Source organism: Corynebacterium sp. HMSC077G07, from assembly GCF_001809225.1.
GTDB classification, from domain to species: domain Bacteria; phylum Actinomycetota; class Actinomycetes; order Mycobacteriales; family Mycobacteriaceae; genus Corynebacterium; species Corynebacterium jeikeium_D.
Map to the genome: position 1 here is coordinate 55,510 of NZ_KV796524.1, position 26,045 is coordinate 81,554.

Below are 26,045 nucleotides of genomic sequence, written 5' to 3' on the forward strand. Positions count from 1 at the left end.
ACAAGCCAAATTCTCCGCATTGTGTGCGGAGAATACCGAGCCGAAGCTCAAGACTTAGGCTGCAGAGGGTGGCCTGCGTGTCAGAACCAGTGCGACCGGACCACTCTTAGAACTACCACCAGCACACGTACCACTGTCGGACATTCCACAGTTGGAACAACCTCCGCCTGGGCACATGCCACCGAGGGATTCCCGGCGCAGTTGGCCGGTGTGTTCCATGCGGTCAAGGATGAGGTCTACCGTTGCTCGCTGCAGGCCAGTGATTTCGCAAATCTTGCGTCGGGAGCTAATGCCCTGCGCAATTGCATCCTGAACGGCTTCTGAAGGCCGACGAGTAACCGTCGTATTCTTCCTGGCTCTAAAGAGTCCCACGGCGATAGCTCCTTTCCGTATCGCGATTCTTGTTGGATCTGATTTCTAGTTCGCAAGTGTGACTTAGTAGCTTTGCCGAAGCTACTAGGAATCAACGAGGCTTTACAGGAACAGCTTCAACCCTTGGAAAACAATCACGGCCAGTGCCCATGCAACGACCAGCTGCGCTAGCAAACCGAAGCCCGTCCACTTCACGCCGATCTCTCGACGTTGTGCCGCGAGCGTAGCCACGCACGGTGTGTAAGCCAGCAGGAAGATCATATAGGCCCAGACTGCTGCCAATCCGTGTCCATCGGATGCATTGTCAAAGTCACGTCGAATATTCTCCGCGAGCGGGCTGGAGGCCTGTTCGCTCGAATTGGAGTCGGTGACGTCCTCCACTGCATAGGTCTGTGCCCAGGTAGAAATGACGGCTTCCTTGGCCACAAAGCCCGTCACCAACGGACCTGTCAGAGACCATGTACCGAATCCTGCCGGGTTAAACACAGGAGCAATAGTTTCGCTGACTGCACCGTATGCGGAGTCCTGCGGTGCCAGGTCTTCATCGGCAAAGGAGTGCCCGGAGACAACCGGAATAGACATCAGTAGCCATACGACGATGACGGTGCTGACGATGATTCCACTAGCGGTCTGCAGGAATCCCTTCAGACGCATCCACATCACAGATAGTGCCAGCCGTGCGGTCGGAAGCTGGTAGGTTGGCAGGTCAATGACCAGCGGTTCCGACGGCATGGTGCGCCACAGGGTCTTACGCAGTGCAAGGCCGGTCAGAACAATCAGCAGAATCGAGATCACGTACATAGCGAAGACGACTGTGCCCGCGTGTTCCGGAAAGAACACCGCACCCAACATGACATACACGGTCAGGCGCGCCGAGCAGGAGGTAAACGGAACCAGTAGAGCCGTCAAAATGCGGTGGCGCGGATTACTCAGCACACGTGTTGCCGAGATTGCTGGCACATTACAGCCAAAGCCGACGATGAGCGGAATAAATGCCTTACCCGGAAGACCAATTGCACGCATGACACGGTCCGCCACCACGGCTGCACGCGCCATATACCCTGAATCCTCGAGTACTGCGAGGCACAGGAACATGAGTGCCATTAGCGGAACGAAGGTCAGCACCATGCCGACACCACCGATGATGCCGTTTACAAGCAGCCCGGTGACAATCGGATGGTCCCATCCCACCGCTTCTAATCCACGGGTAACCAAATCTGCGAAATTACCGGTAATAAGGGTTTCCAAACCGTCCTGCAACGGTGCTGCTACCGTCGTCGTGATTTGGAAGACTGCCCACATAACTGCCAGGAACACAATCGGTCCGAGCACCGGGTGAAGAACCACGTTATCAATGCGGTCGGAGAAAGTCTGGCGATCTTCCACCCCGCCCGTAGATGCCGCAACCGCCGCATCAATCGCGGCAAAGCGTGCGTCGTCCCGGCGTTCAATCGATTCACCATCGACCTGGCGAATCGGTGACGACACCGAACTACATCCGTCCAGAGCCGCTGCTACCGCGTCGGCCAACCGCGCCATTCCCGCTTTACGACGGGGATCCAGCGCCACCACCGGCATCCCCATAGCTGACTGCAATGCGTCCGGATTCACATCGATGCCCTTGGCCTTGGCAACATCTAGTTTGGTCAGAGCCAGAACGATGCGCTGGGGCTGTTCCGCCAATTCCGCGGCCATGTAGAGACCACGGCCCAGTGCCGTGGCGTCGACAACGACAACGACGAGATCCGGGCGTTCTTCTTCCGGTTTCTCGATGAGCATCTCGCGAGTGAGCTCTTCGTCCGGGCTCATGGCATCCAGCGAGTAAGCACCCGGGAAATCGATGACATCGTACTCAGCGGCATCGGTCTTCCACGCGCCGCGGCTGACCTCTACGGTCGTACCAGGCCAATTGCCCATCTGCGCTTTCGCACCAGTCAAACTATTGAACAGTGTTGACTTACCGGAGTTCGGTGCGCCGACCACTGCGACAACAGGTGCACCATCCTTTGCTGGCGCTCCGCCACTGCAAGCATGGCAGCTGGGCGTAGATGCGAATTTTCGCGTTGAGGAATCCATAGGTGTTGTCATTGTTTACTTTCAGAAGGGAGGTGAGAAAAGAGATGTAGGGGACCTAACCCACGACGGACATCTTGTGCAGCGTGCTGGCATCGATGGCGTAGCGCGTTGCGCCAGCATGGACGATTCGCCCACCGCCGCTCGTACTCCGTCCCACAGTGACACTCATTCCAGGGCGAAGCCCCAGTTGCGAAAGCCTGCGGCACAGGCGCTCATCCACATGCGACGCTCCCAGAGTGACGGTTACCCCCACCGGGACGTCGGCAAGCGACTGAATGTCATCCGACTGTTTTCGAGACCGCAATCCGAGCATGAGAAACCTCGCTTATATAGATAAGAATTAAGCTAAGCAAATCGTGTTTACAGAGATGAGCTTACTCTTAGGCATGCCTAAATGGAATAAACCCGGCACACCTAAGGAAAGTTATTTATGCCACACTTAACCTTTACCTATTTAGCGTGGCAGAATTGTTAGTCCCATCCGAATAGTTGCCGCGGCGTGCAGGAATGCTTCTAGGTACCCCAGAGCACAATGTGCTCACGTGCGATTCGTTAGTTCGCAGATGAAGATATGGGAAGTATCATCGAAAAGTATGACTACTGACTTGCGAAGCATTGGCATGGACTACCCCAGCTGGCGAGACGCGATGGAAGCCGCGATCGCTAGTGACAATCTGTCGGTCATCGGCGAGGTCCGCGGTGGCCAGCTGGTCCGTTTCGAAGATTCCTCTGGTGCGCGTCTGCACATCCTGGGTGTTGAACCATTTTCTACCTACGCCGGCTTCGCGGGCAGCCCGACCGTCACTGCCCATGTATCCAGCGTGGACGATGTCTTGGCGCTCGTGGAAATCGTCGAGGATGATCCCTCCTCGGATAACTTTGACAAGGTCATCGAGGTCGCTACCTGCCTGCTGTCACAGGGGCCAATGATTGTTGATGCCGGAACTCAGACTTTTGAGCATGTCGCGCTATCAGCTCTAGCAACTGATTTCACCCTCGACGCATCCATCGAAGAGTACGAGAAGCGCACCGGGGCAACCCCGACAACATTGGACTTCGAAGGTGCTAAGGCAATTGTCGGAGATCAGGTCGGGAAGGCATCGCCTAGCGCAACCGTGAAACTGGCTGGTGTTATCAATAACTCCCGCAAGCATGTCAATGAGCTAACCGGCAAGAAGTTCTGGGTGCTCAACCTTGCTCTGCCGACTCCTATGGACGTACTTGTCCCCGGCGGCGACGAAGCTCCCCAGCCAGGCATGGTCGTTTCCGGTACTTTCTCACTGACCGGTGAGATCATTCCGCCTCAAGGTTGCGGAGGCGGCTGTGGCGATGGCGGCTGTGGTTGTGGCGACGGTGGCTGCGGCGGACACTAGTCCGCTGATTCCCCACCGCTTCCACTACCCCGCTAGTGCTCCTGCAGCAATAGCTACCAGTCACAGGGCTTCCAGCTCAATATCGCCGAGCGTGTGAATCACGCTCGGTCCGGTCAAGGTCGCCGAGAAGTCCCCATCCGCATTGCTGGCCTTGTGGACATCCACAGTCACCACACCGCCAGGCACCTTGACTGTCACAACCCCCTCAGTCCGGCCGGCATCGGCCAGCGCGGCAATAGCTGCCGCAACCGTACCGGTGCCACACGAGCGGGTCTCACCAACTCCGCGTTCAATTACTCGCATGGACACCGAATCAGAGGCATCCAGCGGGGTGACAATTTCCACATTGAGGCCGTTCGGGAACATGGCTTCGTCGGCACGCACTGGCTTCACGACACTACCCGCCGCTTCCAATTCCAGCTCCGCCAGAGCGGCGGCATTTAGGCCAGGCATGACGCAGGCCAAATGCGGATTTCCCACGTCGACACCAATCCCGGCGAATTTCTGGGCATTGTTGCCCGAACCAATGAACGCAGTAGCGAGGCCGAGGACTTCCGGCTGGCCCATATCCACCCCAACGACCGCGTGCCTGCGGCTGAGCTCATCAATCGAAACAGCGCGCAGCCCTGCTCGAGTGCCCACCCGCAAGGTTCCGTCGACGACACTGTCCGGACTGTGAATCGCGGCAATATAGTGTGCAAAGACGCGGACACCATTCCCGCACATCTCGGCAATAGAACCGTCACTATTGCGGTAGTCCATAAACCAATCGTCGGCTTTAACGCCCTCCGGCAATGCCGCCAAAACACCGGCATCGACGAGTTTCCCCGCACGGGCAACCCGCAGGACGCCGTCAGCGCCAAGACCTCGCTGTCGATCGCATACTGCTGCGACCAGTGATTCGGTCAAATCAATCGACACCAAATCATCTGGAAAAATCAAGAAATCGTTTTGCGTACCGTGGCCTTTGGCAAATGAAACCATGCCCTTGATGCTAGCGGGAGGTCCGAATCTCTTACAGACCAAGTGCGGAAAACGCCTGTCCCGGCACGTCACCGGCAGCGTCTAGCCACATGATCCGATGATCACGGTTGAACCAGGAGCGCTGACGTCGCACATACCTGCGCGTACCAGTAATCGTGCGTTCACAAGCCGTATCCAGGTCGTAAACCCCATCGAAGTAGTCCAGCACCTGTGCATAGCCGATCGCGCGACTAGCGGTCACACCTTCGCGCAACCCTTGCGCAATCAAACTCTCAGTTTCTTCCACCAGGCCAGCGGCAAACATGCCCCGCGTACGCTGTTCTATCCGCGGATTTAGCCATTCCGCCTGCGTGCGCAACCCCAATATGCGAGTGTTCCACCGCGGTGGCTTATCAATCGACGGCTTCGACGCTGCAAAAGGTTTACCTGTCAGCTCGATGACCTCCAAAGCCCGGACAGTGCGCCGCGGGTCGTTGGTCTCAATAATTGCCGCCGCATCCGGATCAATCTCTGCCAACCGATCGTGCAACGCCGCCGGACCAATCTCGTCTTGCACTGCCTCCCACTTCGCACGTACCTCAGGGTCCGTAGGTGGGAACTGCCAGTCGTCCACCAACGCCTGTACGTACATCATCGACCCGCCGACAAGGATGGGGACTTTCCCCCGCGCGCGAATGGCCTCAACATCCGCGACCGCCTCACGCTGATACGTCGCCACACTCGCCGGCTGCGTCACGTTCAGCACATCGAGTTGGTGGTGCGGAATCCCCCGCCGCTGGTCCACCGACAGCTTCGCTGTTCCGATATCCATTCCTCGATAGAGCTGCATCGAATCAACATTGACGACCTCACCGCCAAGCTGCTCCGCAAGCACCAGCCCCAAATCCGACTTTCCCGACGCCGTCGGCCCTACCACCGCAATCGGCACCGGCAAGCTCTCACTCTCGAAAGCCGTCACTACCCAGTTCACACTCCTGCACAAAAACTAAAAACGCGAGCTCTTACTTCGCAACACACTGCCAGCTGGCCACGTGGTAACCGATGCCGTAAGGCGCCCTGTCATAGTAAGAACGCTTTACGACGGTCATTCCAGACCCCGTCCAGCTTTCAGCAGCTTTACTCAGCTGCTGCCATAACTCGGCCGCGTACGCGCCGGGAGCTGGAAACACAATATTTTCCACGTTAATGCTTGAGCAGTCCTGACCAGCAATTAGACTGCACAGCGCATCAACCTCCGCTGCACCTTCAATTACGCCGACCGGGGAATCGTCCGCAAGGCCGAATGCGCCGTCGACAAGCACAAGCAGACGCGTGTGACCGGCAGCGAGTGCCTCAGCGATAGAGTCGAAGCACGTTGCCTGAATGACGCGGCCAGTGGGTCCTTCAGAATTCCGTCGCGCGTAGTCTTCGATAAGCCAGCGTCCCAGCAGCTCAGGTAATTCGGTTCCGCCTGACACCGTGACATCAACCCCATACGGAGAAAAACTGTCGGGTGCGCTGGTCTGGTGCGGGGACTTCGCCTGCATCCTGCCAGTGATAATAGCGACCGCGCCGGGCTCCCCGGGTTCGTCATCTGTCCACAGCGTCGCGACGGTTTCACGGGCATGACGGCGCAATTCCGTGGCGGTGGGCGCAAAACCACCCAGCTCCTCGACGATGAGGAGCGCACGCGGAACGATAACAAGCCGAGGCAAACGCGAATTCACGTCCTCAACGCTACCGTGAGGGGCTAGTCGATGCCTTATTCCGGCGGTGTTACGCGCGCTGTGCCAAAATTTTTGGGATACTCGAGCACATACCGTAAGTGTTTGATGGCAGCCGTGTCGCGCGGCAGTTCTGCATGAAGATTGGAAGAGGTTTACCCACTATGACCGGTACCAGCAATTCCCCTAAGCCAGGTCCACGCCCGGGTCCACGTCCGGGACCTCGACCAGGCTCAATGCCGGCTCATCGTAAGGCCCCTGGAGCTACTCCAGCGCCTGCGGGGTCGGCCGCTGTGGCACATGCCGTCCACAATGATCCAAAGAAGTTTGGCCGCATTGACGAAGACGGCACTGTTTGGCTGGTCACCAGCGCCGGCGAACGCAATATTGGCTCCTGGCAGGCTGGCACCGTAGAAGAGGGTTATGCCCACTACGGCAAGCGCTACGAGGATCTGGCCACCGAGGTCGAGCTACTGGAATCTCGTGTAGTCTCCCACCCGCAGGAGGCAAAGACCATTTCTCACAACGCAGTTGAACTGCGTGAGAGCCTTGCCACCGCCACGGTTCTCGGCGATATCGATGCGCTGGATAAGCGCCTTGCAGAGGTCATTGCCACCTCCCACGTCGCAGAGGAGAAAGTCGCTCACGACAAGGCAGAGCGCCGTAAGAACGCCATCGCACGTAAGGAAGAGCTCGCCGCAGAGGCCGAGGAGCTCGCAGAGAACTCCACCGAGTGGAAGGTCGCCGGCGACCGTATCCGCGAGATTCTCACGGAGTGGAAGCAGATTCGCGGCATCGACCGCAAAACTGATGATCAACTCTGGCGCCGTTACTCTCGCGCGCGTGATTCTTTCAACCGCCGCCGCGGTGCCCATTTTGCGGAACTGGACCGCAACCGTGCGGCTGCTCGCCGCGTTAAGGAGGACATCATTGAGCGAGCTGAGGCCCTGAAGACCTCCACTGATTGGGGTGGCACCGCTGCTGCCTTCCGTGACCTGATGGCTGAGTGGAAGGCCGCTGGTCGAGCCCCACGCGAGGTCGATGACAAGCTGTGGGCGCAGTTCAAGGCCGCCCAGGATGAGTTCTTTGGTGCTCGCAACGCGGTCAACGAAGCTCGAGACAAGGAGTTCGAGGAAAACGCTGCGGCCAAGGACGCACTGCTGGCTGAATACGAAGACCGCATTGATCCGTCCAAGGGCCTCGATCACGCTCGCAACGAACTGCGTCAGTTGCAGGAGAAATGGGAGGCCATCGGCTTTGTGCCGCGTGGTCGTGTGCGTGAGTATGAAAACCGCATTGGCGCACTGGAAAAGCGCGTCTCCGATGCTGCCGATTCGCAGTGGCGCCGTACCGACCCCGAAGCACAGGCTCGCGTCCAGCAGTTCGCCAACCGCGCAGCGGAGTTTGAGCAGAAGGCCGCCGAACTCGAGGCGAAGGGCAAGGCTTCTCAGGCCGCCAAGGCTCGGGAGCAGGCCGAACAGTGGCGACAGTGGGCAGAGCAGGCCGCGGAGACTCTCAAGGAGCTCTAACAGAAGCTAGTTGTGTGTCGGGGAAGCAGGTTCTCGCTCTCCGGCGTCCGCAACAGAATCCTGGCTCAGCTACGCGCTGGCAACGCGTCGATGGTTAAAAGTAAGGGGCTCTCTTCCGGAATGGAAGAGAGCCCCATACTTACTGCGCTAGTTAAAAAGTCTCACTACTCGTCGCTGACCTGTTCGTCCTTTTCGCCGGTCTGCTGAGAGACATTATCCGCGCTACTGCCCTGCTGGACACGATTGCGTCGGCGAGCGCGTTCACGGCGGTCGTCGACGACCTCAACATCCGTAGTCGTATTCGGGGTCAGGCCCGCCCGCAGGTAAACCTGCTGCGCGCGCAGTACCGGATCGGTGTCAGCGTGCTTGCGACGTTTCGTCGCGATTGCGAGCTGCTCCTTACTACGTCGGAAAGCGATGAAAGTCACGGAGATGGCCAGTAGAAAACTGCAGAAAATACCGAGCATCAGGCCGAAGGAAATACCCTCGCCGGCCAGTTCCTGTGGACGAGACTGACGCATCCAACCAGCGAAGACTGAGTAGACCATCTGAATACAGGCAAAAAACCAGGTGACGAATGCGAGAATCGTCGTCCGCGTAATCAGCGTGGCAATAGCTAGCAAGACACCTACCACCACGAGAATGGAGTAAATTCGCTCCGGTCGAGTCGTGAAGTACTGATGCGCAACATCCGTATCCAGCAACACATCAAAGCCCAAAACAACGCCCGAGTGCGGAAGGAAGAAACTCGTAATGAGGCCGATGACGGCAACCATCATCGGAATCACCGCACGGCCGAGATCCAGCTCGCCAGCGGCCTTGCGCTCCTGAACCCGCAACGCCTGCGCGGATTCCACCGACTGCTCGCTAGTGGATTCCATATCACTTTCCGGCGAAGCCTTGTCACTACTCACAGCCGCATCCCTCACTTACACTCGTTTTCTCCGGGCGCCCAATCTTTGGCAAGCCCAGACCAACTCCGATCGGCGCGGTCGTCGGAGTCTGGCCGACCTCTACATTATCGCCCGCCTTAGTGCGGCGGTGTGTGAGCACACCGGAGTCAGCAATGAGGAAGTGCGGTGCGGAGTCGGTCACGCGTACTGTCACGTAATCACCTGGGCGAATCTTGCGGTCGACGATGCCTGGTTCGCTTTCCGACGGGCTGAAGTGCACCAGGCGGCCATCCCGACTACGACCAGACATGCGATGAGTCTCCGCATTCTTACGGCCATCGGACTGGCTGACCAGCAGCTCGACTTCCCGGCCGACTAGCTTAGCGTTTTCTTCCTCGGAAATACGCTCCTGAAGCGCTAGCAGCCGACCATAGCGTTCCTTCACAACCTGTGGTGGAACCTGATCCGCCATGGTTGCCGCCGGAGTTCCCGGGCGGGGCGAGTATTGGAAGGTGAACGCCGAGCTAAAACGAGCCTTTTCCACCACGTCGAGAGTTTGCTGGAAGTCCTCTTCAGTCTCGCCTGGGAAACCGACAATAATGTCAGTGGTAATGGCGGCATCCGGCATTTTTTCCCTAACCTTCTCCAGAATTCCCAGGAATTTCTTGGTGCGGTAGGAACGGCGCATGTCTTTCAGCACTCGGTCGGAACCGGACTGTAGTGGCATGTGTAGCTGATGAACCACGTTCGGTGTCTCCGCCATGGCGTCGATGACATCATCGGTGAACTCAGCTGGGTGCGGAGACGTAAAGCGCACGCGCTCCAACCCCTCAATCTGGCCGCAGGCGCGCAGCAACTTGGAAAAAGCCGAGCGGTCGCGTTCCATGTCAGGGTCGGCGAAGTTAACACCATAGGCGTTGACATTCTGTCCAAGGAGGGTGACGTCAGTAACGCCCTGCTCCACGAGTGCCTGCACCTCAGCGAGAATCTCGCCTGGACGACGATCGCGTTCCTTACCACGCAAACTGGGGACGATGCAGAAGGTGCACGTGTTGTTGCAGCCTACGGAGATACTCACCCAACCTGCGTAAGTGGATTCACGCTTGGCCGGCAGCACCGAGGGAAATTCTTCCAGTGCGTCCTTAATCTCGACTTCAGCCCGGTCATTATGAGCGGCGCGTTCCAACAGTGCTGGCAACGAACCCAAGTTATGCGTACCGAAGACAACGTCCACCCATGGGGCCTTCTTTACGACGACGTCCTTATCCTTCTGGGCCAAGCAGCCACCGACGGCAATCTGCATGCCTGGGTGAGCATCCTTGACTGGTTTGAGCTGTCCCAACGTGCCATAAAGGCGATTGTCCGCATTCTCTCGAACGGCACAGGTGTTGAAAACGACCAGATCAGGATTATCGCCTTCTGCAGCCGCTACATAACCGTTTTCTTCCAGCAAGCCAGACAGTCGTTCCGAGTCATGGACGTTCATCTGACAACCGAACGTACGTACCTCATATGTGCGAGGCGAAGACTGCTGCTGAGAGTTCAAAGAAGGGGTAGTCACGGCAGTTTAGGTTAGCTGTTTATGGCCCATTTCCCCAATCAGCGACCCCTTTAAACCTGACGGGTCCGCAGCCGGCGTGCTAATCCGGCGTGCGGTGGCACCGGCGCTAATCTGTGTCCTCTTCGAGTTCCCGGTATCGCTCTTCTAACTGATCCCGAGCAATGCTCATGGACAATTCAGAGGGGAAACCACGCCGCGCCAGCACACCGACGACTTTGCGTAAATCCTTTTGCTTGGAGTTGAAGTCAGGTGCCACTGTTTTAATAGTGGCCGCTTTCTTCGCCGCTAGCTTCCGGGCGACTTCTTCTTCCGCGTTGTGCGTAATCTGCTCCAACGCATCTGCACGAAGTGAAACATCAATGCCCTTTTCCTGCAGCTCCCGGTTCAAAACCATCTTCGACTTGCCGCGACTGGCAAAGCGCTGCCGCACCCATTCGGATGCGAAAAGCTCGTCGTTGACCAATCCACTTCGGGTCAGGTCATCAACGACTTCTTCAATCATCGAGGTTGGAAACTCCTCGACTGCCTCGAGCCTTTCTACGAGTTCCTTGCGGGAACGCATTCGCTGATCGAGCAAGCGCAGTGCCTTAGCACGAATCGGGGCCTTGGATTCCTCACGACCCGCATCGTAGAGCGAACTACCGTCAGCTTCCGCAATTTGCTGAGCAAGCTTTTCGATAGTCTCCCGCACATCGCGGCCGTTACGATCCTCCACGGTCCTCACTTTTCGTGTGTCGCGGCACTACGCCTCGAGCTAGCTAGTCTTCCAAATCATCGAAGTCGATGTCCGGCACGACATCGACAGGGGCATCGATATCGGTCTCGTCCTCGACCTCCGCGAATTCCCCGACGCCGAGCTTCTTCTTGATCTTGACTTCGATTTCCTGGGCAATTTCTGGATTCTCGCGCAGGTGCATACGAGCCTTTTCCTTGCCCTGCCCCAACTGATCGCCCTCGTAGGTAAACCACGAACCGGACTTCTTGACAATGCCGTTATCAACGCCCATGTCAATCAACGAGCCCTCACGCGAAATGCCCTCGCCGTAGATGATGTCAAACTCTGCCTGCTTGAACGGCGGCGACACCTTGTTCTTGACTACCTTCAAGCGCGTGCGGTTACCCACCGCATCCTGGCCATCCTTCAACGTCTGAATTCGGCGTACGTCACAGCGAACGGAAGCGTAGAACTTCAGTGCTTTACCACCCGTGGTGGTCTCAGGAGAGCCGAACATGACGCCAATCTTTTCACGCAGCTGGTTAATGAAGATGGCAGTGGTACCGGTGTGGGACAGCGCACCCGTCATCTTGCGCAGCGCCTGACTCATCAACCGCGCCTGCAGACCAACGTGGGAATCGCCCATTTCACCGTCGATTTCAGCCTTCGGAGTCAACGCGGCCACCGAGTCAACCACAATGATGTCAATAGCACCGGAACGCACCAACATATCTGTGATCTCAAGTGCCTGCTCACCGGTATCTGGTTGGGATACCAGAAGGTTGTCCGTATCTACTCCAAGCTTGCGCGCATAAACCGGATCCAGCGCATGCTCCGCATCAATAAATGCGGCAATACCGCCCTGCCGCTGCGCCTCTGCAATAGCATGCAGTGCGACTGTGGTCTTACCCGAGGATTCTGGACCATAGATTTCTACGATACGACCACGCGGGAACCCGCCCAGGCCCAAGGCCACGTCGATAGCGATATTGCCGGAGGGAATAACCTGAATTGGAGGACGATTGTCGTCCCCCAGGCGCATAACTGCACCCTTACCAAAGTCCTTCTCAATATTCGCCAGAGCTACATCGAGCGCCTTCAGGCGATCATTGCCCTGGTTCGAAGCCGTAGCCTTCTTACGAGCCATAGTTCGTTGTTCTTCCTCATTGTCATTGTCGCGGTCATTGTCGCGTACGGTATCGGGTTCTGGAGCCGTACTCAGAGAATGTGTCTCCCGATTTTCATCCAAAACAGAAACTTCGCTCACACTTAATTAGGCGCGAAACTAGCCGTTCCGGTTCCAAATTGGTCCGCGACACCTCTACTGCCGGTTACACCCGGAAGTTATACCGAATCAGACGGATTGACTTCATCAGCACTTTCGATAATATGCGAAACCCTGTTCGAATGGCAACGACACGCAAGAGCCGTCGGCAAGCATTCACCGTCGTCTACGCCGGAACCTATTCGTCAGGACCGTACCAGCGGTCTTCGGGAATATCGTGTTCCCTACACAGCGCCCACCAGATATCCCGAGGTTCGACCCCGTCCTCGAGCAATTCCGCGGGAGTTTTTCCATATTCCATCAGTACGTGGGAATGCAACAGCCACGGGCCGTGCTGAGGCCCAAATTCGTGGTTGACGAAGTTGTGAAAATCGGCCAATCGCATGAGACCAACGTACAAGATACCTGTCACTGATACCTACCTGGCCACCCTCTTTTCATAACCTAATCCCCGCTCCCCTGCCTGAACAGTGCTCAACCCATGGGTTTAAGATGAGAGCTGTGAATAATTCCAAGGTGTATGACCTCACTCTTATCGCTGCTTTCGCAGCACTGATCATCGTGCTCGGCGGCATTGCCATTCCCGTTGGCGGCCTCGGCGTGCCAATCGTGCTACAGAACATGGGCATCGCACTGGCCGGGATGATTCTCGGATTCAAACGCGGTGGCCTCGCCACTACCCTGTTCCTGGCTGTTGGTCTCGTGGGCGTCCCAAACATGGCGGGCTGGAAACCACTTCTCGCCGCACTTCCCGGCCCTACCGTGGGCTACATTGTCGGCTACTTAATTGCAGGTTTCGCAATCGGCGCGATTGCCCAGCAAGCACCACGGGCGAAAGTTTCACGAATCAGCGTCTTCATCGGCGCGGGCCTCGTTGGAGTTCTACTACAGTACTTCTTCGGATCTGTCGGATTGGCTTGGCGTATGGGACTTAGCTTCACCGACGCACTGATTACCAACGTCCCGTTTATCCCAGGCGACGTGGCAAAGGTTGTCGTAGCCGCGCTTATTGCTACTGCAGTACTGCAGGCTTTCCCTGATTTGCTTCCCGACGCTGCCAACCGTAAGCAAAGTCGTTTGGTTAAGGAAGCAGCCACCTCGGGCAATTAACCCCACAGAATTAGAAAGGGTCTCGAGTCGCACTATGCCCACCATCGCTTTTGACCGCGCTTCCGCAACCTATTCGGGACGCCAGATACTGAAGCCGACCACGCTAACTCTCACAGAGAAGCGCATTGGCATTATCGGCGAAAACGGTGGCGGTAAGTCCACGCTGGTGCGACTCATTAACGGCCTGGGCCCGGTCACTGGTGGCACGGTCACGTATGAGGGCATGAATGTCGCAAAGCAGGCAAAGGCAATTCGCAAGAATGTCGGCTTCATCTTTTCTGATGCGGATAATCAAATTGTGATGCCTACAGTCGCAGAGGACATTGCCTTTTCACTACGCAAGCGAAAACTACCAAAGGATGAGCGCAACCAGCTGGTGCAGGAAGCCCTCGAGCGGTTTGGGCTTGCCGATCATGCTGACGCCTCGCCACACTTGCTCTCGGGTGGACAAAAACAGCTACTGGCGCTGGCGGCAGTGTTAATTCTTAATCCCACGACCATTATTGCCGATGAGCCCACTACGCTCCTCGACTTGCGCAATCGTCTCCACATTCGGAGTATTTTCGCCCAGCTTGAGCAGCAAATTATCGTGGTCACTCATGATCTGGATTTTCTTATGGACTTCGACCGAGTTATCCGTGTAAGCGCAGGAGAAATCGTCGACGACGGTGCGCCGAAGGAAGTTATTGACCGATACGTCAGCGATATGACTCGTGCGGAAGAAGGCCGCTCATGATTCATCCGGCCGATGTCCCGTTAGGGCTTTACCTCAACCATAAGTCGCCTGCGCACAGGCTCCCGACGGCCCCCAAACTAATCATAGTCATCGCATTTTTATTGCTCACCGGGATTCTCGTGGATACCTGGCTAGGCGGGGCGATTGCCCTGGCAATTGTCACCCTCGCTTATGCGGTGGCCAAGGTGCCACCGATGGTTGCTTTCCGACAGCTCCGTGGAGCCGTAATCATTTTGGCGCTGCTTTCGCTTCTCCTGTGGTGGCGCGCCGGGGGTGAGCAAGCGCTGACGACCTTCCTCGCGCTTCTCGCCGCAATCGCAGCGGCAATATTGCTAACGCTGACGACCCGCGTCAGCGACATCATGGATACTTTGACCACTGCGATGAAGCCGTTCGCCCGTTTCGGCCTACCAGTCGACACCATCGCGCTCGCACTATCGCTGACGCTGCGTATGATTCCGCTTCAGGTTATGGCCGCTGCCGAGGTACTGGAGGCTCGAAAAGCACGAGGGGCTGCCGGCTCAATCATTGCCTTCGGCGTACCTGTGGTCATCCGAACCATTAATCGCTCGAAGGCAATGGGTGATTCGCTAATCGCACGTGGCGAAGGTGAGTAGGAGAATTAATTGCCCTCACGCAGCTGGCGCATGCGCTCAGCAACAGCAGGGTCAACGTTGGAGGCAGCGCTTCCCTCGATGGACTTCTGAGCCTCGCCACCAGAGAGCTCGTTGCCACCGTTCATTTCTGCGCGGATTTGCTCCAGGCGAGAGTGCCCAGCAAGCTGAACGCCTGCGGCCTCTACCTCAGCCATACGCCCCTGAACCGAGTTCTGAGCCAGCTCAGCCTGACCAAGAGCGTTAGCGTAACGACGCTCAATCTTGTCACGAACCTGATCCAGATTAGGTGTAGCCCCCGAAGAAATCTGATTCATCGACTGCAGGGACTCAGAGACCTTCTCCTGCATCTTTGCTTGCTCCAGCTGGCTGAGGAGCTTTGCGCGCTCCGCGACCTTCTGCTGCAGCTGCATGGAATTACGCTCGACGGCCTTCTTAGCCTGAGCCGCCTGCTGCAGCGACTGATCGTGCAGAGCCTTCAAATCTTCTACCGACTGCTCAGCAGTAACCAACTGAGCTGCGAAAGCCTCAGCTGCGTTCTCATACTCCGTAGCCTTGGCAGTATCCCCCTCAGCACGAGCCTTGTCAGCGAGCTGCAATGCCTGACGAGTGTTCCCCTGCAGCTTCTCAATCTCAGCGAGCTGACGGTTAAGGCGCATTTCCAGCTGGCGCTGATTACCAATCACCGCCGCTGCCTGCTGCGATAGTTCCTGGTGCTGCCGCTGGGCATCCTCGATAGCCTGCTGAATCTGCACCTTCGGATCAGCGTTTTCCTCAATCTTGGAATCAAAAGCGGCCATCAAGTAATTCCACAGCTTTACAAATGGATTAGCCATAGCGTCCCATACACCTTTCTTATTGCAACTACCTCAAAGCAGGTCTGTGCTTATCGCGCACCCAATCTTAACTAAAGCCGAGCGTCTTCGGGTGCTAAGTACCCGAGCAATGGAATGAAATTCCACCGGCGCAACCAATTTCTACATCGCTGCCAATTCTGGGCTCGCCGAATGCAGAGCCATCGCTGTGGCCGCTTCCATCATCAAATCCGACACCGTCACACCAAGCGCCGCGCATACCGACGCCAGCAGCTCAGACGAGACTTCTTTCCGTCCACGCTCAAGCTCAGACAAATAACCAGGGCTAATAGCCGCATTTTCAGAAAGCTCACGCAGCGTCTGTCCACTGCGCGAACGGATATCACGCAGCGTCTCCCCCAGTGCCTCTCGCAGGAGTGGCTCACGGGATTCTCCCCGTTCCGCCAAATCCTGTGCCGTTAACTTTGCAACCGATCCAGGCTGCTCCCCTACAGCCACCCGCGCCGACGGTGCTGTGGCATCCATGGAAGCTTCGAAAGCGGCAGCGCTATCTACCTCTGGGTAGCGAATGGTCATAAGTGCAGTATTGTTGGTCATCACTTTCTCTAACGCTTTAGAAGGCCGACCTGTTCCCAATTTTCAAAAATTCTACTCACCGTCGAGATTCTGCAACAACAGTTCTAACGCCAATACCACTGCTTGACGACGAATCTCCGCGCGCGAACCCTCTTTATTCACCGGCAACCTAACAGCGGTTACCCCATCAAGGTCCGAAACCCCCGGCGGTTTCAGACCACACCAGACTTCACCTACTGGGTGCCCATCCTGCATGGCTGGACCAGCAACGCCAGTTAGCGAAATCCCCCAGTCCGCCACTGTCTTATTCGCCACTCCAAGTGCCATATACCGGGCCGTCAACTCGGACACGGGGCCATATGCGGCCAAAACATCCTTTGGCACGTCGGCAAGCAACGCCTTCGTGTCAGTGGCGTAGGTGACCACGCCACCGCGCAGAACGGCGGAGGCTCCCGGTACGGAGGCGACGGTGGCGCAGAGAAGACCTGCGGTAAGTGATTCTGCGGCTGCAAAAGTCTCTCCGCGAGAGGCAAGCGCTTGGACGAGTTGAAACGAAACGCCGTCAACAGCGTCATCGTTTCGGTCGCTCTGGGCGAGGCGTTCGACTGTGTTCACAGCTTTACCCTCCACTTAATTTCTCTACGAGACCTTTCGCGCATCCACAATGTACTGGATACCAGTACCGACGGTGACGACAATGGCGGCAACCATCACAATCCAGGACGGCCAGAACAACCAGTCCACTGGCATCAGGAAGAGCCCCACTGCTACAGACTGCAGGACCGTCTTTATCTTGCCGCCCCGAGAAGCCGGAACAACACGCCCCTGACGCAGGGCGAACATACGCCAGATGGTGATGCCACCTTCGCGAATCACGATGATGACAGTCACCCACCACGGCAGAATGTCGATGATGTTCATACCAATCAGCGCAGCCAGCATTAGAGCCTTATCGGCAATCGGATCGGCAATCTTGCCAAAGTCGGTAATGAGGTTACGGCTACGTGCGAGGTGCCCGTCCAACTTGTCAGTCGCCATCAGAAGCGCGAATACGACAAACGACCACCAGCGCCAATTGGTGGCTTCGCCGCCCTCCTGAAGAAGTACCCACAGGAACACCGGTACTCCGAGGATGCGAAGCACGGTCAGGAAATTGGGCAAGTTCCAGTTGGAAACACGGCTTGTATCAGCACTTGGAGCAGTCACAGTTGTTACCTTATCTCACAATCGTGTTCGATTAACGCCCAGGCTCGTTCTTACCGGTGTGTGAACCGTTAGTTTCGCTTCCGGCCGACGTTGACCCCTCACTGACAGAAGTAGAGGAGGCGTGAGAGCCGAGGCCATCGCGGCTTCCATCATCATCGTGGTGAACACGCGGAAGGGCAATCGCACCCATGTTTTCATCACGCTTGCTCTTGAGCCACGATGCCAGGACAGTCACCACCAGAACGATGACGATGACCGCCAGCGACGCCCAGGTCGATACTTCAGGCACCGACACGTTCTCACCGCTGTTGATAAACGGCAGGTTGTTTTCATGCAGTGCGTGCAACAGCAACTTCACACCAATAAAGGCCAGGATGACACCCAGGCCATAAGCCAGGTACACCAAGCGATCCAGCAGACCGTCGAGCAGGAAGTACATCTGTCGCAACCCCATGAGAGCAAGGGCATTTGCAGTAAAGACGATATATGCCTCATCCGTCAGGCCGTAGATAGCCGGGATAGAGTCAAACGCAAACATCACATCGATAAAACCGATGGACACCAGCGCGATGGCAAGTGGAGTCAAGTAACGCTTGCCGTTTTCCTTAACGGTCAGCTTGTCCTTGTTGTAATGGTCCGAAATTGGGACGATTCGACGCAGCCATTGAATCAGCTTCATATCCGACGGATCGGGTTCCGGCTTATCGACGGCTTCGTCGTACACCGTCTTGATAGCCGTGTAAATCAGGAAGATTGCAAACAGGTAGAAAACGTCAGACCACTTGGCAATAACTGCCGCACCAGCCCAAATGAACAGGCCTCTGAATACCAGCGCCATCGCAATACCGAACAGCAAAACCTTTTGTTGGTACTGGCGCGGAATCTTGAATGCGCCGATGATGAGTGCAAAGACAAATAGATTGTCTACGCTGAGCGCCTTTTCGGTGATATAGCCCGATAGAAACTCAATGCCTCGGTGGTGATCCCATAACAACCACACCATTCCGCCGAAAATTAATGCCAAGACTACGTAGAAAGCGGTCCAGATGCCGGCTTCCTTCATAGTTGGGTTATGCGGCGTGCGAACGTGTGCATAGAAGTCAAAGGCGATAAAACCCATGACGACCACAATGGTGATAATCCATACCAATGCGGGGACATGCATATTAAAAAAAGACCTCCGGTCGTGCGAACATGAACCGGAGGTCTCTCCTGCTTCTGCCATAGTGGCAAAAGTGACGGCACCGGGATTCGATGTGCGCAAGACGAGTCTGTGCGTCCAATCCGTGCTGACGATAACCGTCACGGGCTAGCGGAAAACATCCACTTTTACCGGGGATACTCCCCTCCACGTGTGCCGACTATACACGCAATCAGAAACGGCGGTAAGGCTGGGTCGTCCTACGCCATAGACTGATTCGGATCAGCGTCGACTACGTTTACTTCTTCCTTAGGAGCATCCTCCGGGTTTGCGCCCTTGATCATCCACTTAATGGTTTCGAGCTCCTCTGGTTTGACCAGCACCTCACGTGCCTTAGATCCCTCTGACGGTCCAACCACTCCGCGAGTTTCCATCAGATCCATCAGTCGACCGGCCTTGGCGAAACCGACTCGCATCTTGCGCTGCAACATCGAGGTCGACCCGTGCTGTGCGGTGACCACCAGCTCGACTGCCTGAAGCAGATCTTCCAGATCATCTCCAATATCGGGGTCAATGTTGCGCTCAGCCTCAGCGCTCTTATCCTCTGTGACACCCTCGGTGTAATCCGGCTCGGCCTGTGCCTTAGCTGCATCGACTACGGCCTGAATCTCCTCGTCTGTGACGAAGGCACCCTGTAGACGTCGCGGCTTGCCTGCACCCTGTGGGATGAACAGGCCATCGCCCATACCAATGAGCTTTTCAGCACCGCCCTGGTCAAGAATGACGCGGGAGTCCGTGAGTGACGAGGTAGCGAATGCCAATCGCGATGGCACGTTCGTCTTAATCAAACCGGTGACCACATCCACAGACGGACGCTGCGTAGCCAACACCAAGTGGATACCGGCGGCACGGGCCTTCTGCGTGATGCGCACAATCGCATCTTCGATATCGCGGGGTGCGGTCATCATCAGGTCTGCCAGCTCGTCGACGACACAGACAATGTACGGGTACGGACGGTACTCGCGTTCCGAGCCAAGTGGCGTCGTAATCTCACCGGACTTGACCTTACGGTTGAAGTCCTTGATGTGACGGACGCGGGCGGCCTTCATGTCCATGTACCGCTGTTCCATCTCTTCAACCAGCCACTGCAGAGCCGCCGCGGCCTTCTTCGGCTGAGTGATGATTGGCGTAATCAGGTGAGGAATCCCCTCGTAGGGAGTCAGCTCGACCATCTTCGGGTCCACCAGAATCAGTCGGACATCCTCCGGGGTTGCACGCGTCAGCAGCGACACCAACATCGAGTTTACGAACGCGGACTTACCCGAACCGGTCGAACCGGCAACGAGAAGGTGCGGCATCTTCTGGATAGAGTGCGAGATGAACTCGCCCTCAATATCCTTACCGAGCCCAATCAGCATCGGGTCATCGTTCGCAACGGTTTTGGGCGCGTTGAGTACGTCGGCAAGCCGAACCATCTCACGGTCGTTGTTCGGTACCTCGATACCAACGGCTGACTTGCCCGGAATCGGAGTCAGTAGGCGGACATTGTCGGTCGCTACCGCATAGGCAATGTTGGACTGGAGGTTCGTGATCTTCGAGACCTTCACGCCCGGGCCAAGCTCGACCTCGTAGCGAGTCACCGTCGGACCGCGAGAGAAACCAGTCACCGCAGCGTCGACCTTGAATTCTGCGAATACCTCAGTAATCGCTTCAATCATGCGGTCGTTCGTCGCCGTACGTGTCTTGGGGCGCTCACCTGGGATCAACAAGTTAGTCGATGGCAGGTGGTAGTCAGACTCCGGCGTGCGTGCCGACGAACCGGAAGTACCCTCGGCATCCTTTTCCAATTCAGACTTCGGAGTTGTAGCCGGAATCTTAGAGGCATCGATGCTAGAACGAGCGGCAATGGCGTCCATAGTGCGGCGCGTAGCCTCAGAAACCGCATCCCGCGAATCATCGACAGACGACTCGCTCTGCGGCGCACTCGCCGGCGCTGCAGCCTCAGGCTGAACGGGCTGTTTCGGAGCTCGGGAAGCGGAAACACGATTGCGTTCGCTATTGCTAGCTGCAGCAGCCTCCTGCGTCGGGTACTCGGAGTACTCGTCATACTCCTCGTCGGCAGCGTGGTAGTTCGTTCCCCCGACAGCCGGAATAGTCGATTCTGTCTCGGCGGTGTCCCGATGCACAGCATCCGACTGAGTTTCCTCCACGTACTCAGCCGCCGGAAACGCCGGCTCCACCGGGGAGACTCGGTTGGAGTGCTGTGCCCCATTCCGGACATCAAACACTGTGGTCTTTGCCGAATCGTAGTCGACATCCTCAACCTGACGGGCAGGTCGCGGAGCCTGTCGAGTCCTCTGCGGCTCTTCGTCCAAAAGATCGTAGAGGTTACCGTCAGCATCCGGTTCGTCGTAAGGCGCGGGTTCGGGTGCGGATATACGGCTATCCGCGCCACGGCGGGACGCTCGGTAAGCAGGGCGACCGGTCGAACGAGACGAGGAATGTTGCGTGCGGCTGCTGTGGCTTGGGCGACGCTCAATTAGCTGCGTCGGCTGGTCAAAGTCCTCATCGGCATATGCGGTATCGGAATCCCAGCTCGCACGACGTTCCAGCATGTCATCGACATTGCCGTAGGGATCGTCCGATTCCGGCTCGTCGCCGGCACGACGCGAAGACCACTCGGAAAAGTTGAAGTATTCCTTAGTGGCATCGATAAGCTGGCGCACCGTCGCGCCAGAGAGCACCAGAGCGCCGTAAAAAACGATACCCAGCAACAAAACCACGGCGACCCACGAGGTAAACCCGGCTGCTAGCGGCGAACCGATATAACCACCAATTGCGCCACCAGCTGCACGTCGCCCCTGCCAGTCCGCAGGACGACCCGAGCCGATATGCACAATTGCGAGCAGCCCCACCACGATCAGCGAAGCTCCAGTGATGGTAGGTGTCAGACGTTCACGGCGCGGCATAGCATCCAGCATCATTAATACGGAAACAACACCGAGCAGCACCGGAAGTACAAAAGCGCCGATACCAATGAGCGTGCGCACTGCCGTTTCAATGAACTCCCCCACTGGCCCTGCCAGGTGGAACCATGTCGAGCCAGCGAGCACAATCGCCAACGCCAGCACGAGTAGTGCGAGGCCATCCTTCGATCCCGGTTCGCCACCCTCATCGAAGTCTGCGTCGAACTCGTCAGCTGGCACGGAGGCCGGTGCCGGCGGTTCAATTACATCGTCATAGCCACTAGCTGCTTTACGACGCTTCCTACGGGGCTTCGTCGAAAAATCGGCGTCACTTTCGCGCCGCGACATATTCTCCTCTTCATCTCGCTTATTTTTGCGACCGCCTACCCGACGGGCAAGACCGGCCACGCCGCGGGCAGTTTCAGTCCAGGCGCTGGCCAAGCTATTGCCCACGAACGACATGGCGCTAGGAGTGCGCTCGAATTCCTCCGTGGCACTGTGCACGGGGTATCGCCGCGTGGCATCTGTCTCCGCAGAGCGGGAAGATCCACGACGATTGTCAGTTCTGGTTCGGCTGGTCGCAGACATGACCATAACCTTACAGCTAACACCGGATCGTTTTCACATTAGTCACACGCGTGTCATTGTTTAACAGGCGGGCTGCCACGACTGTCCAGAACTGAGAACGTGATCTTAAAGGCTGTTGCGCTTGATGCCCGATTCATCGCCGTCGATGGTGACGCGTACCTCGTCACGGCCATAGAGCCACAACACCAGTTCCCCGACGCTTCCGCGGACAGTCACAACCGGAGCACCCTTAGCACTGTTGTCGATTAGGGTCACCGCAACCCCGTCGTCGCGCATTAGCACCACGGTCGAGGTCGAACCGCGCAACATCATACGGCCGGCAGTAGTGACCAGGCGCCACAGGTCTGAAACTCCGGAGGGTGGCAGCTGACGAACGGTCCAACCTTCCTGGGCACGACGGACGTCCTCGTGGTGAACGAAGTTCTCCGCAGTGTTGACATAGCGGTCTGCCCAGTTCATTGGATTCCATCGCGGAGCACCACTGCCCCACTTCCCCACCACTTCGACGTAGGGCATTCGATTGACCTCAGCGGTAACAGCAACGAGGCGTTCCGAAAGCGCCTTGACGAACATCCCGCCAGCGGCATCCAGACGGTTTTCGCGAATGTAAAGGTGGTTGGCCAAATCCCGGGTTGTCCAGCCCTCGCACAAGGTCGGTGCGTCGGGGCCGACGCTGAGCAGTAGATTAGCTAGGTCTTCACGTTCCCGTTCAGCAAAAGTCATAGCTCCAGACTAGACCAGGCACGGAGAAGCCCGCATCCACACGGCTTTAGGTGGATGCGGGCTCTTACGCTAAACGACGCTCTAGAAACTTAGATGCTTTCGCGCGACTCCTTGATTTCCTCATCGGTGACCTCTTCGGCTGCCTCTGAGGACATCGGCACGATGGTCGGAACAACCATCGGACTGCGACGCCATTTCTGGTTAATGACGCGCTCGGTGCGGCGACGAACTTCCTGAGCCATACGGTATGGATTGTTCTCGCCACTGCCAGCCAGGTCAAAGAGAGTATCGTCAACGACCTGCTCGACGGTTGCGAGCACTTCCTTGGCGTCGTCCGAGTAACCGCGAGCCTGAGCCCGCGGCTTCTCCAACGGACGACCAGTGCGGTTATCGATGACGGCTGTGACGGTGATAAGACCACCTTCACGCATTTCAGCACGGTCTGCCAGCACGTCAGCGTCGACGTCACCCATGGTGACGCCATCAACGTAGAGGTTACCGACCGGAACCTGGCCAACTACACGAGCGCGGCCGTCAACGAGGTCGACAACCACACCGTTCTGAGCGAGGACAACGTTTTCTGGCTTCACGCCAGTGGACACAGCCAGTTCCTTGTTGGCACGAATGTGGCGCCACTCACCGTGAATTGGCATGACATTCGACGGACGGGCTGCGTTGTAGAGGAACAGCAGCTCGCCAGCAAACCCGTGACCGGAGGTGTGAACCTTGGCATCCTTGCCAGTGATAACCGTGGCACCAATCTGGGCCAACATGTTGATAACGCCGAAGACCGCCTCTTCGTTACCCGGTACCAGCGAAGAACTGAGGATAATCAGGTCGCCATCACGGACGGTAATCTGACGGTGCTCACGACGGGCCATGCGAGACAGCGCAGCCATTGGCTCACCCTGCGTACCGGTAGTCACCAGCACGACCTTGTGGGGCGCCATGCGAGCGGCCTCGTTCATCTCCACGATGGTGTTCTCTGGCGCGGTCAGCAGACCCAACTCCTGCGCGATACGCATGTTGCGAATCATGGAGCGGCCGTTGAACGCGACCTTTCGTCCAGCCTTGACAGCTGCATCGATAACAGCCTGAACGCGGTAGACATTCGACGCGAAAGCCGCAACGATAACGCGCTGCTTTGCGTCCATAATCAGACGACGCAGGGTCGGAGCCAACTCCGCCTCGGAACCGGAGAAGCCCGGGATTGTGGCGTTGGTGGACTCACACAAGAAGAGGTCGATTCCCTCATCACCGTAGCGGCTCAGCGCCGGCAGGTCAGTCGGCTTTCCGTCCGGCGGGGTCTGGTCCATCTTCACGTCACCGGTGTGGACAACCATGCCAGCTCCGGTCTTAATGACGATGCCAAGGCACTCCGGAATCGAGTGGTTGACGTTGAAGAAACGCAGATCGAACGGACCACGCTGAATGTGGCTGGTGTCGTTGACCTCGATGACCTTCGGGCGCTGACGGTGCTCCTGTGTCTTGGCCTGAATCAGTGCCAAGGTAAAGCGGGAAGCAATAATCGGGATGTCCGCGCGCTGCTTGAGCAACCAAGGGATAGCACCGATGTGATCCTCGTGACCGTGGGTGACCACGAGAGCTTCCACGCGATCCCACTTGTCTTCCATGTAGGAGAAGTCAGGCAGAATCAGGTCAACACCCGGCTCATCCGAGCTCGGGAACAGCACGCCACAGTCGACGATAATCAGTCGGTTTTTGTACTCCAACACGGTCATATTGCGACCGATTTCGGAAATACCACCCAGCGCGACCACACGCAGACCGTCCTTGGGGGCCTTCGGCGGCGCGGGCAGACGTTGCGTCAAGTCTGCACCCTGCATCGACTGCACTACGTTACGACGGTTGCCGCCACGCCCGCCACGGCCACCCCGCGAATTATTTCCGCGGTTACCGCCACGGCCACCGCGACCACCACGAGAACCGCGGTTGGAAGAATTCGACGAACCTTGGGACTTCTTAGCGTTGCCGGCGTTCTTACGATCACCGGAACGCTGCGAGGACTTCGAGCCGTTCGAGTTAGCTCGACCTTTGTCGGAGCCCTTGGATGCAGAGTTCTTGGACTGCTCTGCTGCAGCCACGTCAGACTCGGAAGGCGGACCGGCCTTACGAGTTACCTTGCGGGCGCGATTGCGTCCTTCAGCCACTACAGAACACCTGCCTTCCGCATAGCTTCTTCAAGCACCTCAAGCTGCTGGTCATTTGCTGCAATTTGCGGCAAGCGTGGATCTCCTATCTCAATGCCCTGCAGACGCAGAGCGGATTTAGCAAAACTTACACCGCCAAGTGCAGCCTGAGCGGCAAACAGCGGAGTCATCTTCGCGTGGGCAGCCTGCGCACCAGCAAGGTCTCCCTTGTCAAAGCAAGAGCGCACCTCAGCCAGCAGCTGCGGGGCTGCATGTCCAATAACGGAAATAAACCCGGTGGCGCCAACAGACAGCCACGGAAGGTTCAGCACATCGTCACCGGAGTACCACGCCAAATCAGTATTAGCGATAATGCCGGCGGCAGCTCCCAAATCCCCCTTGGCGTCCTTAACAGCCTGGATTCTCGGGTGCTCCGCCAACCGGTAAATGGTATCAACTTCAATCGGAATAACCGAACGCGGCGGAATGTCATACAAACACACCGGCGCCTCGGTTGCGTCAGCCACTGCCGTAAAGTGACGGTACAGCCCCTCCTGGGACGGCTTGGAGTAATACGGCGTGACGACGAGCAGCGCATCCGCGCCCGCCTCCACAGAAGCCTTTGCCAGCTCGATGGACCCGGCCGTGTCATTGGTGCCGGCACCGGCCACGAGCTTAACCTCGTCACCCATCTCTGCACGGACAGCTCGGAGAAGCTCAAGCTTTTCCTCAACCGTCGTAGTAGGCGACTCGCCGGTAGTACCGGCCAGAATGAGTGCATCGCAGCCACCGTCTACAAGATGACCAGCGAGCTGCACACCCGCCTTGACATCGAGGTTTCCGTCCTTATCAAAAGGGGTCACCATAGCTACGGCGACGGTGCCGAAAATGTCAGCACCGCGAGTTGACGCAATTCCTGTGCTCATTGT

General features: G+C 57.2%; 25 protein-coding genes. 5 read left to right on the forward strand and 20 right to left on the reverse strand.

Annotated features, from left to right (window positions below; all coding sequences use genetic code 11):
* Positions 1-54 precede the first annotated feature (54 nt).
* The 3 genes from HMPREF2562_RS10870 to HMPREF2562_RS02120 all read right to left on the reverse strand — a co-directional run bounded on the left by HMPREF2562_RS10870 (position 55) and on the right by HMPREF2562_RS02120 (position 2,761).
* Positions 55-372 (reverse strand): FeoC-like transcriptional regulator, encoded by a 318-nt coding sequence (locus tag HMPREF2562_RS10870; RefSeq protein WP_101687554.1) that lies wholly within the window; start codon positions 370-372, stop codon positions 55-57.
* Between the two features lie 102 nt (positions 373-474).
* A complete protein-coding gene (gene feoB, locus HMPREF2562_RS02115) occupies positions 475-2,448 on the reverse strand; it encodes a ferrous iron transport protein B (protein ID WP_070549544.1) in 1,974 nt (657 codons plus the stop codon).
* Between the two features lie 55 nt (positions 2,449-2,503).
* On the reverse strand, positions 2,504-2,761 hold the full coding sequence (locus tag HMPREF2562_RS02120) for a FeoA family protein (RefSeq protein ID WP_016422620.1): 258 nt from the start codon (positions 2,759-2,761) through the stop codon (positions 2,504-2,506).
* 280 nt (positions 2,762-3,041) lie between these two features.
* Here HMPREF2562_RS02120 and HMPREF2562_RS02125 point away from each other — a divergent pair, with 280 nt between their 5' ends.
* Entirely contained in the window at positions 3,042-3,821 is a 780-nt protein-coding gene (locus HMPREF2562_RS02125; protein ID WP_049189638.1) for a hypothetical protein, read from the forward strand.
* Between the two features lie 60 nt (positions 3,822-3,881).
* Here the strand turns inward: HMPREF2562_RS02125 and dapF are convergent, their stop codons facing one another.
* The 3 genes from dapF to HMPREF2562_RS02140 form a co-directional block, all read right to left on the reverse strand.
* Positions 3,882-4,805 carry a diaminopimelate epimerase gene (dapF, locus tag HMPREF2562_RS02130; RefSeq protein WP_070549546.1) on the reverse strand — a complete coding sequence of 308 codons (924 nt, stop codon included), beginning with the start codon at positions 4,803-4,805 and terminating at the stop codon, positions 3,882-3,884.
* Between the two features lie 31 nt (positions 4,806-4,836).
* Positions 4,837-5,739, reverse strand: coding sequence for a tRNA (adenosine(37)-N6)-dimethylallyltransferase MiaA (gene miaA / locus HMPREF2562_RS02135; RefSeq protein ID WP_049189646.1), 903 nt, complete (start codon positions 5,737-5,739; stop codon positions 4,837-4,839).
* A gap of 67 nt (positions 5,740-5,806) precedes the next feature.
* Entirely contained in the window at positions 5,807-6,511 is a 705-nt protein-coding gene (locus HMPREF2562_RS02140; RefSeq protein ID WP_070546958.1) for a hypothetical protein, read from the reverse strand.
* Positions 6,512-6,672: 161 nt separating this feature from the next.
* Between HMPREF2562_RS02140 and HMPREF2562_RS02145 the strand changes: the two genes are divergently transcribed.
* Entirely contained in the window at positions 6,673-8,037 is a 1,365-nt protein-coding gene (locus HMPREF2562_RS02145; protein WP_070437345.1) for a DUF349 domain-containing protein, read from the forward strand.
* Positions 8,038-8,201: 164 nt separating this feature from the next.
* On the opposite strand, the gene HMPREF2562_RS02150 is transcribed toward HMPREF2562_RS02145, so the two are convergent.
* The 5 genes from HMPREF2562_RS02150 to HMPREF2562_RS02170 all read right to left on the reverse strand — a co-directional run bounded on the left by HMPREF2562_RS02150 (position 8,202) and on the right by HMPREF2562_RS02170 (position 12,903).
* Positions 8,202-8,951 (reverse strand): Rv2732c family membrane protein, encoded by a 750-nt coding sequence (locus tag HMPREF2562_RS02150; protein ID WP_016422614.1) that lies wholly within the window; start codon positions 8,949-8,951, stop codon positions 8,202-8,204.
* Positions 8,944-10,491, reverse strand: coding sequence for a tRNA (N6-isopentenyl adenosine(37)-C2)-methylthiotransferase MiaB (miaB, locus tag HMPREF2562_RS02155; protein ID WP_049170866.1), 1,548 nt, complete (start codon positions 10,489-10,491; stop codon positions 8,944-8,946). Before miaB ends, HMPREF2562_RS02150 begins: the two co-directional genes overlap by 8 nt.
* Positions 10,492-10,597: 106 nt before the next feature.
* Positions 10,598-11,206 (reverse strand): regulatory protein RecX, encoded by a 609-nt coding sequence (locus HMPREF2562_RS02160; protein ID WP_049193012.1) that lies wholly within the window; start codon positions 11,204-11,206, stop codon positions 10,598-10,600.
* Between the two features lie 43 nt (positions 11,207-11,249).
* A complete protein-coding gene (gene recA, locus HMPREF2562_RS02165; protein ID WP_049170952.1) occupies positions 11,250-12,353 on the reverse strand; it encodes a recombinase RecA in 1,104 nt (367 codons plus the stop codon).
* A 316-nt stretch (positions 12,354-12,669) separates the two neighbouring features.
* Positions 12,670-12,903, reverse strand: a complete 234-nt coding sequence (locus tag HMPREF2562_RS02170; protein WP_005509697.1) for a DUF3046 domain-containing protein — start codon at positions 12,901-12,903, stop codon at positions 12,670-12,672.
* A gap of 80 nt (positions 12,904-12,983) precedes the next feature.
* Between HMPREF2562_RS02170 and HMPREF2562_RS02175 the strand changes: the two genes are divergently transcribed.
* From HMPREF2562_RS02175 to HMPREF2562_RS02185, 3 genes are read left to right on the forward strand one after another with little or no spacing between them, the layout of a single operon-like run.
* Entirely contained in the window at positions 12,984-13,601 is a 618-nt protein-coding gene (locus HMPREF2562_RS02175; RefSeq protein ID WP_049170862.1) for a biotin transporter BioY, read from the forward strand.
* A 34-nt stretch (positions 13,602-13,635) separates the two neighbouring features.
* On the forward strand, positions 13,636-14,337 hold the full coding sequence (locus HMPREF2562_RS02180; RefSeq protein ID WP_049170859.1) for an energy-coupling factor ABC transporter ATP-binding protein: 702 nt from the start codon (positions 13,636-13,638) through the stop codon (positions 14,335-14,337).
* On the forward strand, positions 14,334-14,954 hold the full coding sequence (locus tag HMPREF2562_RS02185) for an energy-coupling factor transporter transmembrane component T family protein (protein WP_070549548.1): 621 nt from the start codon (positions 14,334-14,336) through the stop codon (positions 14,952-14,954). Before HMPREF2562_RS02180 ends, HMPREF2562_RS02185 begins: the two co-directional genes overlap by 4 nt.
* Before the next feature lie 5 nt (positions 14,955-14,959).
* Here the strand turns inward: HMPREF2562_RS02185 and HMPREF2562_RS02190 are convergent, their stop codons facing one another.
* The 9 genes from HMPREF2562_RS02190 to dapA all read right to left on the reverse strand — a co-directional run bounded on the left by HMPREF2562_RS02190 (position 14,960) and on the right by dapA (position 26,042).
* Positions 14,960-15,787, reverse strand: a complete 828-nt coding sequence (locus tag HMPREF2562_RS02190) for a PspA/IM30 family protein (protein ID WP_005509356.1) — start codon at positions 15,785-15,787, stop codon at positions 14,960-14,962.
* A 141-nt stretch (positions 15,788-15,928) separates the two neighbouring features.
* Positions 15,929-16,363 carry a helix-turn-helix domain-containing protein gene (locus HMPREF2562_RS02195; protein WP_016422607.1) on the reverse strand — a complete coding sequence of 145 codons (435 nt, stop codon included), beginning with the start codon at positions 16,361-16,363 and terminating at the stop codon, positions 15,929-15,931.
* 51 nt (positions 16,364-16,414) lie between these two features.
* A complete protein-coding gene (locus HMPREF2562_RS02200; RefSeq protein WP_070549567.1) occupies positions 16,415-16,957 on the reverse strand; it encodes a CinA family protein in 543 nt (180 codons plus the stop codon).
* A gap of 24 nt (positions 16,958-16,981) precedes the next feature.
* Complete coding sequence (gene pgsA / locus HMPREF2562_RS02205; protein ID WP_016422605.1) at positions 16,982-17,548, reverse strand: CDP-diacylglycerol--glycerol-3-phosphate 3-phosphatidyltransferase; 567 nt, start codon at positions 17,546-17,548, stop codon at positions 16,982-16,984.
* Positions 17,549-17,579: 31 nt separating this feature from the next.
* Positions 17,580-18,713 (reverse strand): TerC family protein, encoded by a 1,134-nt coding sequence (locus HMPREF2562_RS02210; protein ID WP_016422604.1) that lies wholly within the window; start codon positions 18,711-18,713, stop codon positions 17,580-17,582.
* A gap of 236 nt (positions 18,714-18,949) precedes the next feature.
* Positions 18,950-22,243 (reverse strand): DNA translocase FtsK, encoded by a 3,294-nt coding sequence (locus HMPREF2562_RS02215; RefSeq protein WP_070549568.1) that lies wholly within the window; start codon positions 22,241-22,243, stop codon positions 18,950-18,952.
* Between the two features lie 105 nt (positions 22,244-22,348).
* The gene (locus tag HMPREF2562_RS02220; RefSeq protein ID WP_070429436.1) at positions 22,349-22,966 is read right to left on the reverse strand and encodes a TIGR03085 family metal-binding protein; all 618 of its coding nucleotides are present in this window, start codon (positions 22,964-22,966) and stop codon (positions 22,349-22,351) included.
* 89 nt (positions 22,967-23,055) lie between these two features.
* Complete coding sequence (locus tag HMPREF2562_RS02225; protein WP_070429435.1) at positions 23,056-25,137, reverse strand: ribonuclease J; 2,082 nt, start codon at positions 25,135-25,137, stop codon at positions 23,056-23,058.
* On the reverse strand, positions 25,137-26,042 hold the full coding sequence (gene dapA / locus HMPREF2562_RS02230) for a 4-hydroxy-tetrahydrodipicolinate synthase (protein ID WP_016422600.1): 906 nt from the start codon (positions 26,040-26,042) through the stop codon (positions 25,137-25,139). The genes HMPREF2562_RS02225 and dapA overlap by 1 nt, the downstream gene beginning before the upstream one ends.
* Positions 26,043-26,045: the final 3 nt, after the last annotated feature.

Bases quoted from the DNA above. Each gene is read 5' to 3' on its own strand.
- HMPREF2562_RS02215 (WP_070549568.1), bottom strand. From the start codon at position 22,243: ATGTCTGCGACCAGCCGAACCAGAACTGACAATCGTCGTGGATCTTCC.
- HMPREF2562_RS02175 (WP_049170862.1), top strand. From the start codon at position 12,984: ATGAGAGCTGTGAATAATTCCAAGGTGTATGACCTCACTCTTATCGCT.
- HMPREF2562_RS02210 (WP_016422604.1), bottom strand. From the start codon at position 18,713: ATGCATGTCCCCGCATTGGTATGGATTATCACCATTGTGGTCGTCATG.
- HMPREF2562_RS02120 (WP_016422620.1), bottom strand. From the start codon at position 2,761: ATGCTCGGATTGCGGTCTCGAAAACAGTCGGATGACATTCAGTCGCTT.
- HMPREF2562_RS02125 (WP_049189638.1), top strand. From the start codon at position 3,042: ATGACTACTGACTTGCGAAGCATTGGCATGGACTACCCCAGCTGGCGA.
- HMPREF2562_RS02180 (WP_049170859.1), top strand. From the start codon at position 13,636: ATGCCCACCATCGCTTTTGACCGCGCTTCCGCAACCTATTCGGGACGC.
- recA (WP_049170952.1), bottom strand. From the start codon at position 12,353: ATGGCTCGTAAGAAGGCTACGGCTTCGAACCAGGGCAATGATCGCCTG.
- HMPREF2562_RS02195 (WP_016422607.1), bottom strand. From the start codon at position 16,363: ATGACCAACAATACTGCACTTATGACCATTCGCTACCCAGAGGTAGAT.
- HMPREF2562_RS02190 (WP_005509356.1), bottom strand. From the start codon at position 15,787: ATGGCTAATCCATTTGTAAAGCTGTGGAATTACTTGATGGCCGCTTTT.
- HMPREF2562_RS02185 (WP_070549548.1), top strand. From the start codon at position 14,334: ATGATTCATCCGGCCGATGTCCCGTTAGGGCTTTACCTCAACCATAAG.
- HMPREF2562_RS02220 (WP_070429436.1), bottom strand. From the start codon at position 22,966: ATGACTTTTGCTGAACGGGAACGTGAAGACCTAGCTAATCTACTGCTC.
- dapA (WP_016422600.1), bottom strand. From the start codon at position 26,042: ATGAGCACAGGAATTGCGTCAACTCGCGGTGCTGACATTTTCGGCACC.
- feoB (WP_070549544.1), bottom strand. From the start codon at position 2,448: ATGGATTCCTCAACGCGAAAATTCGCATCTACGCCCAGCTGCCATGCT.
- HMPREF2562_RS02145 (WP_070437345.1), top strand. From the start codon at position 6,673: ATGACCGGTACCAGCAATTCCCCTAAGCCAGGTCCACGCCCGGGTCCA.
- dapF (WP_070549546.1), bottom strand. From the start codon at position 4,805: ATGGTTTCATTTGCCAAAGGCCACGGTACGCAAAACGATTTCTTGATT.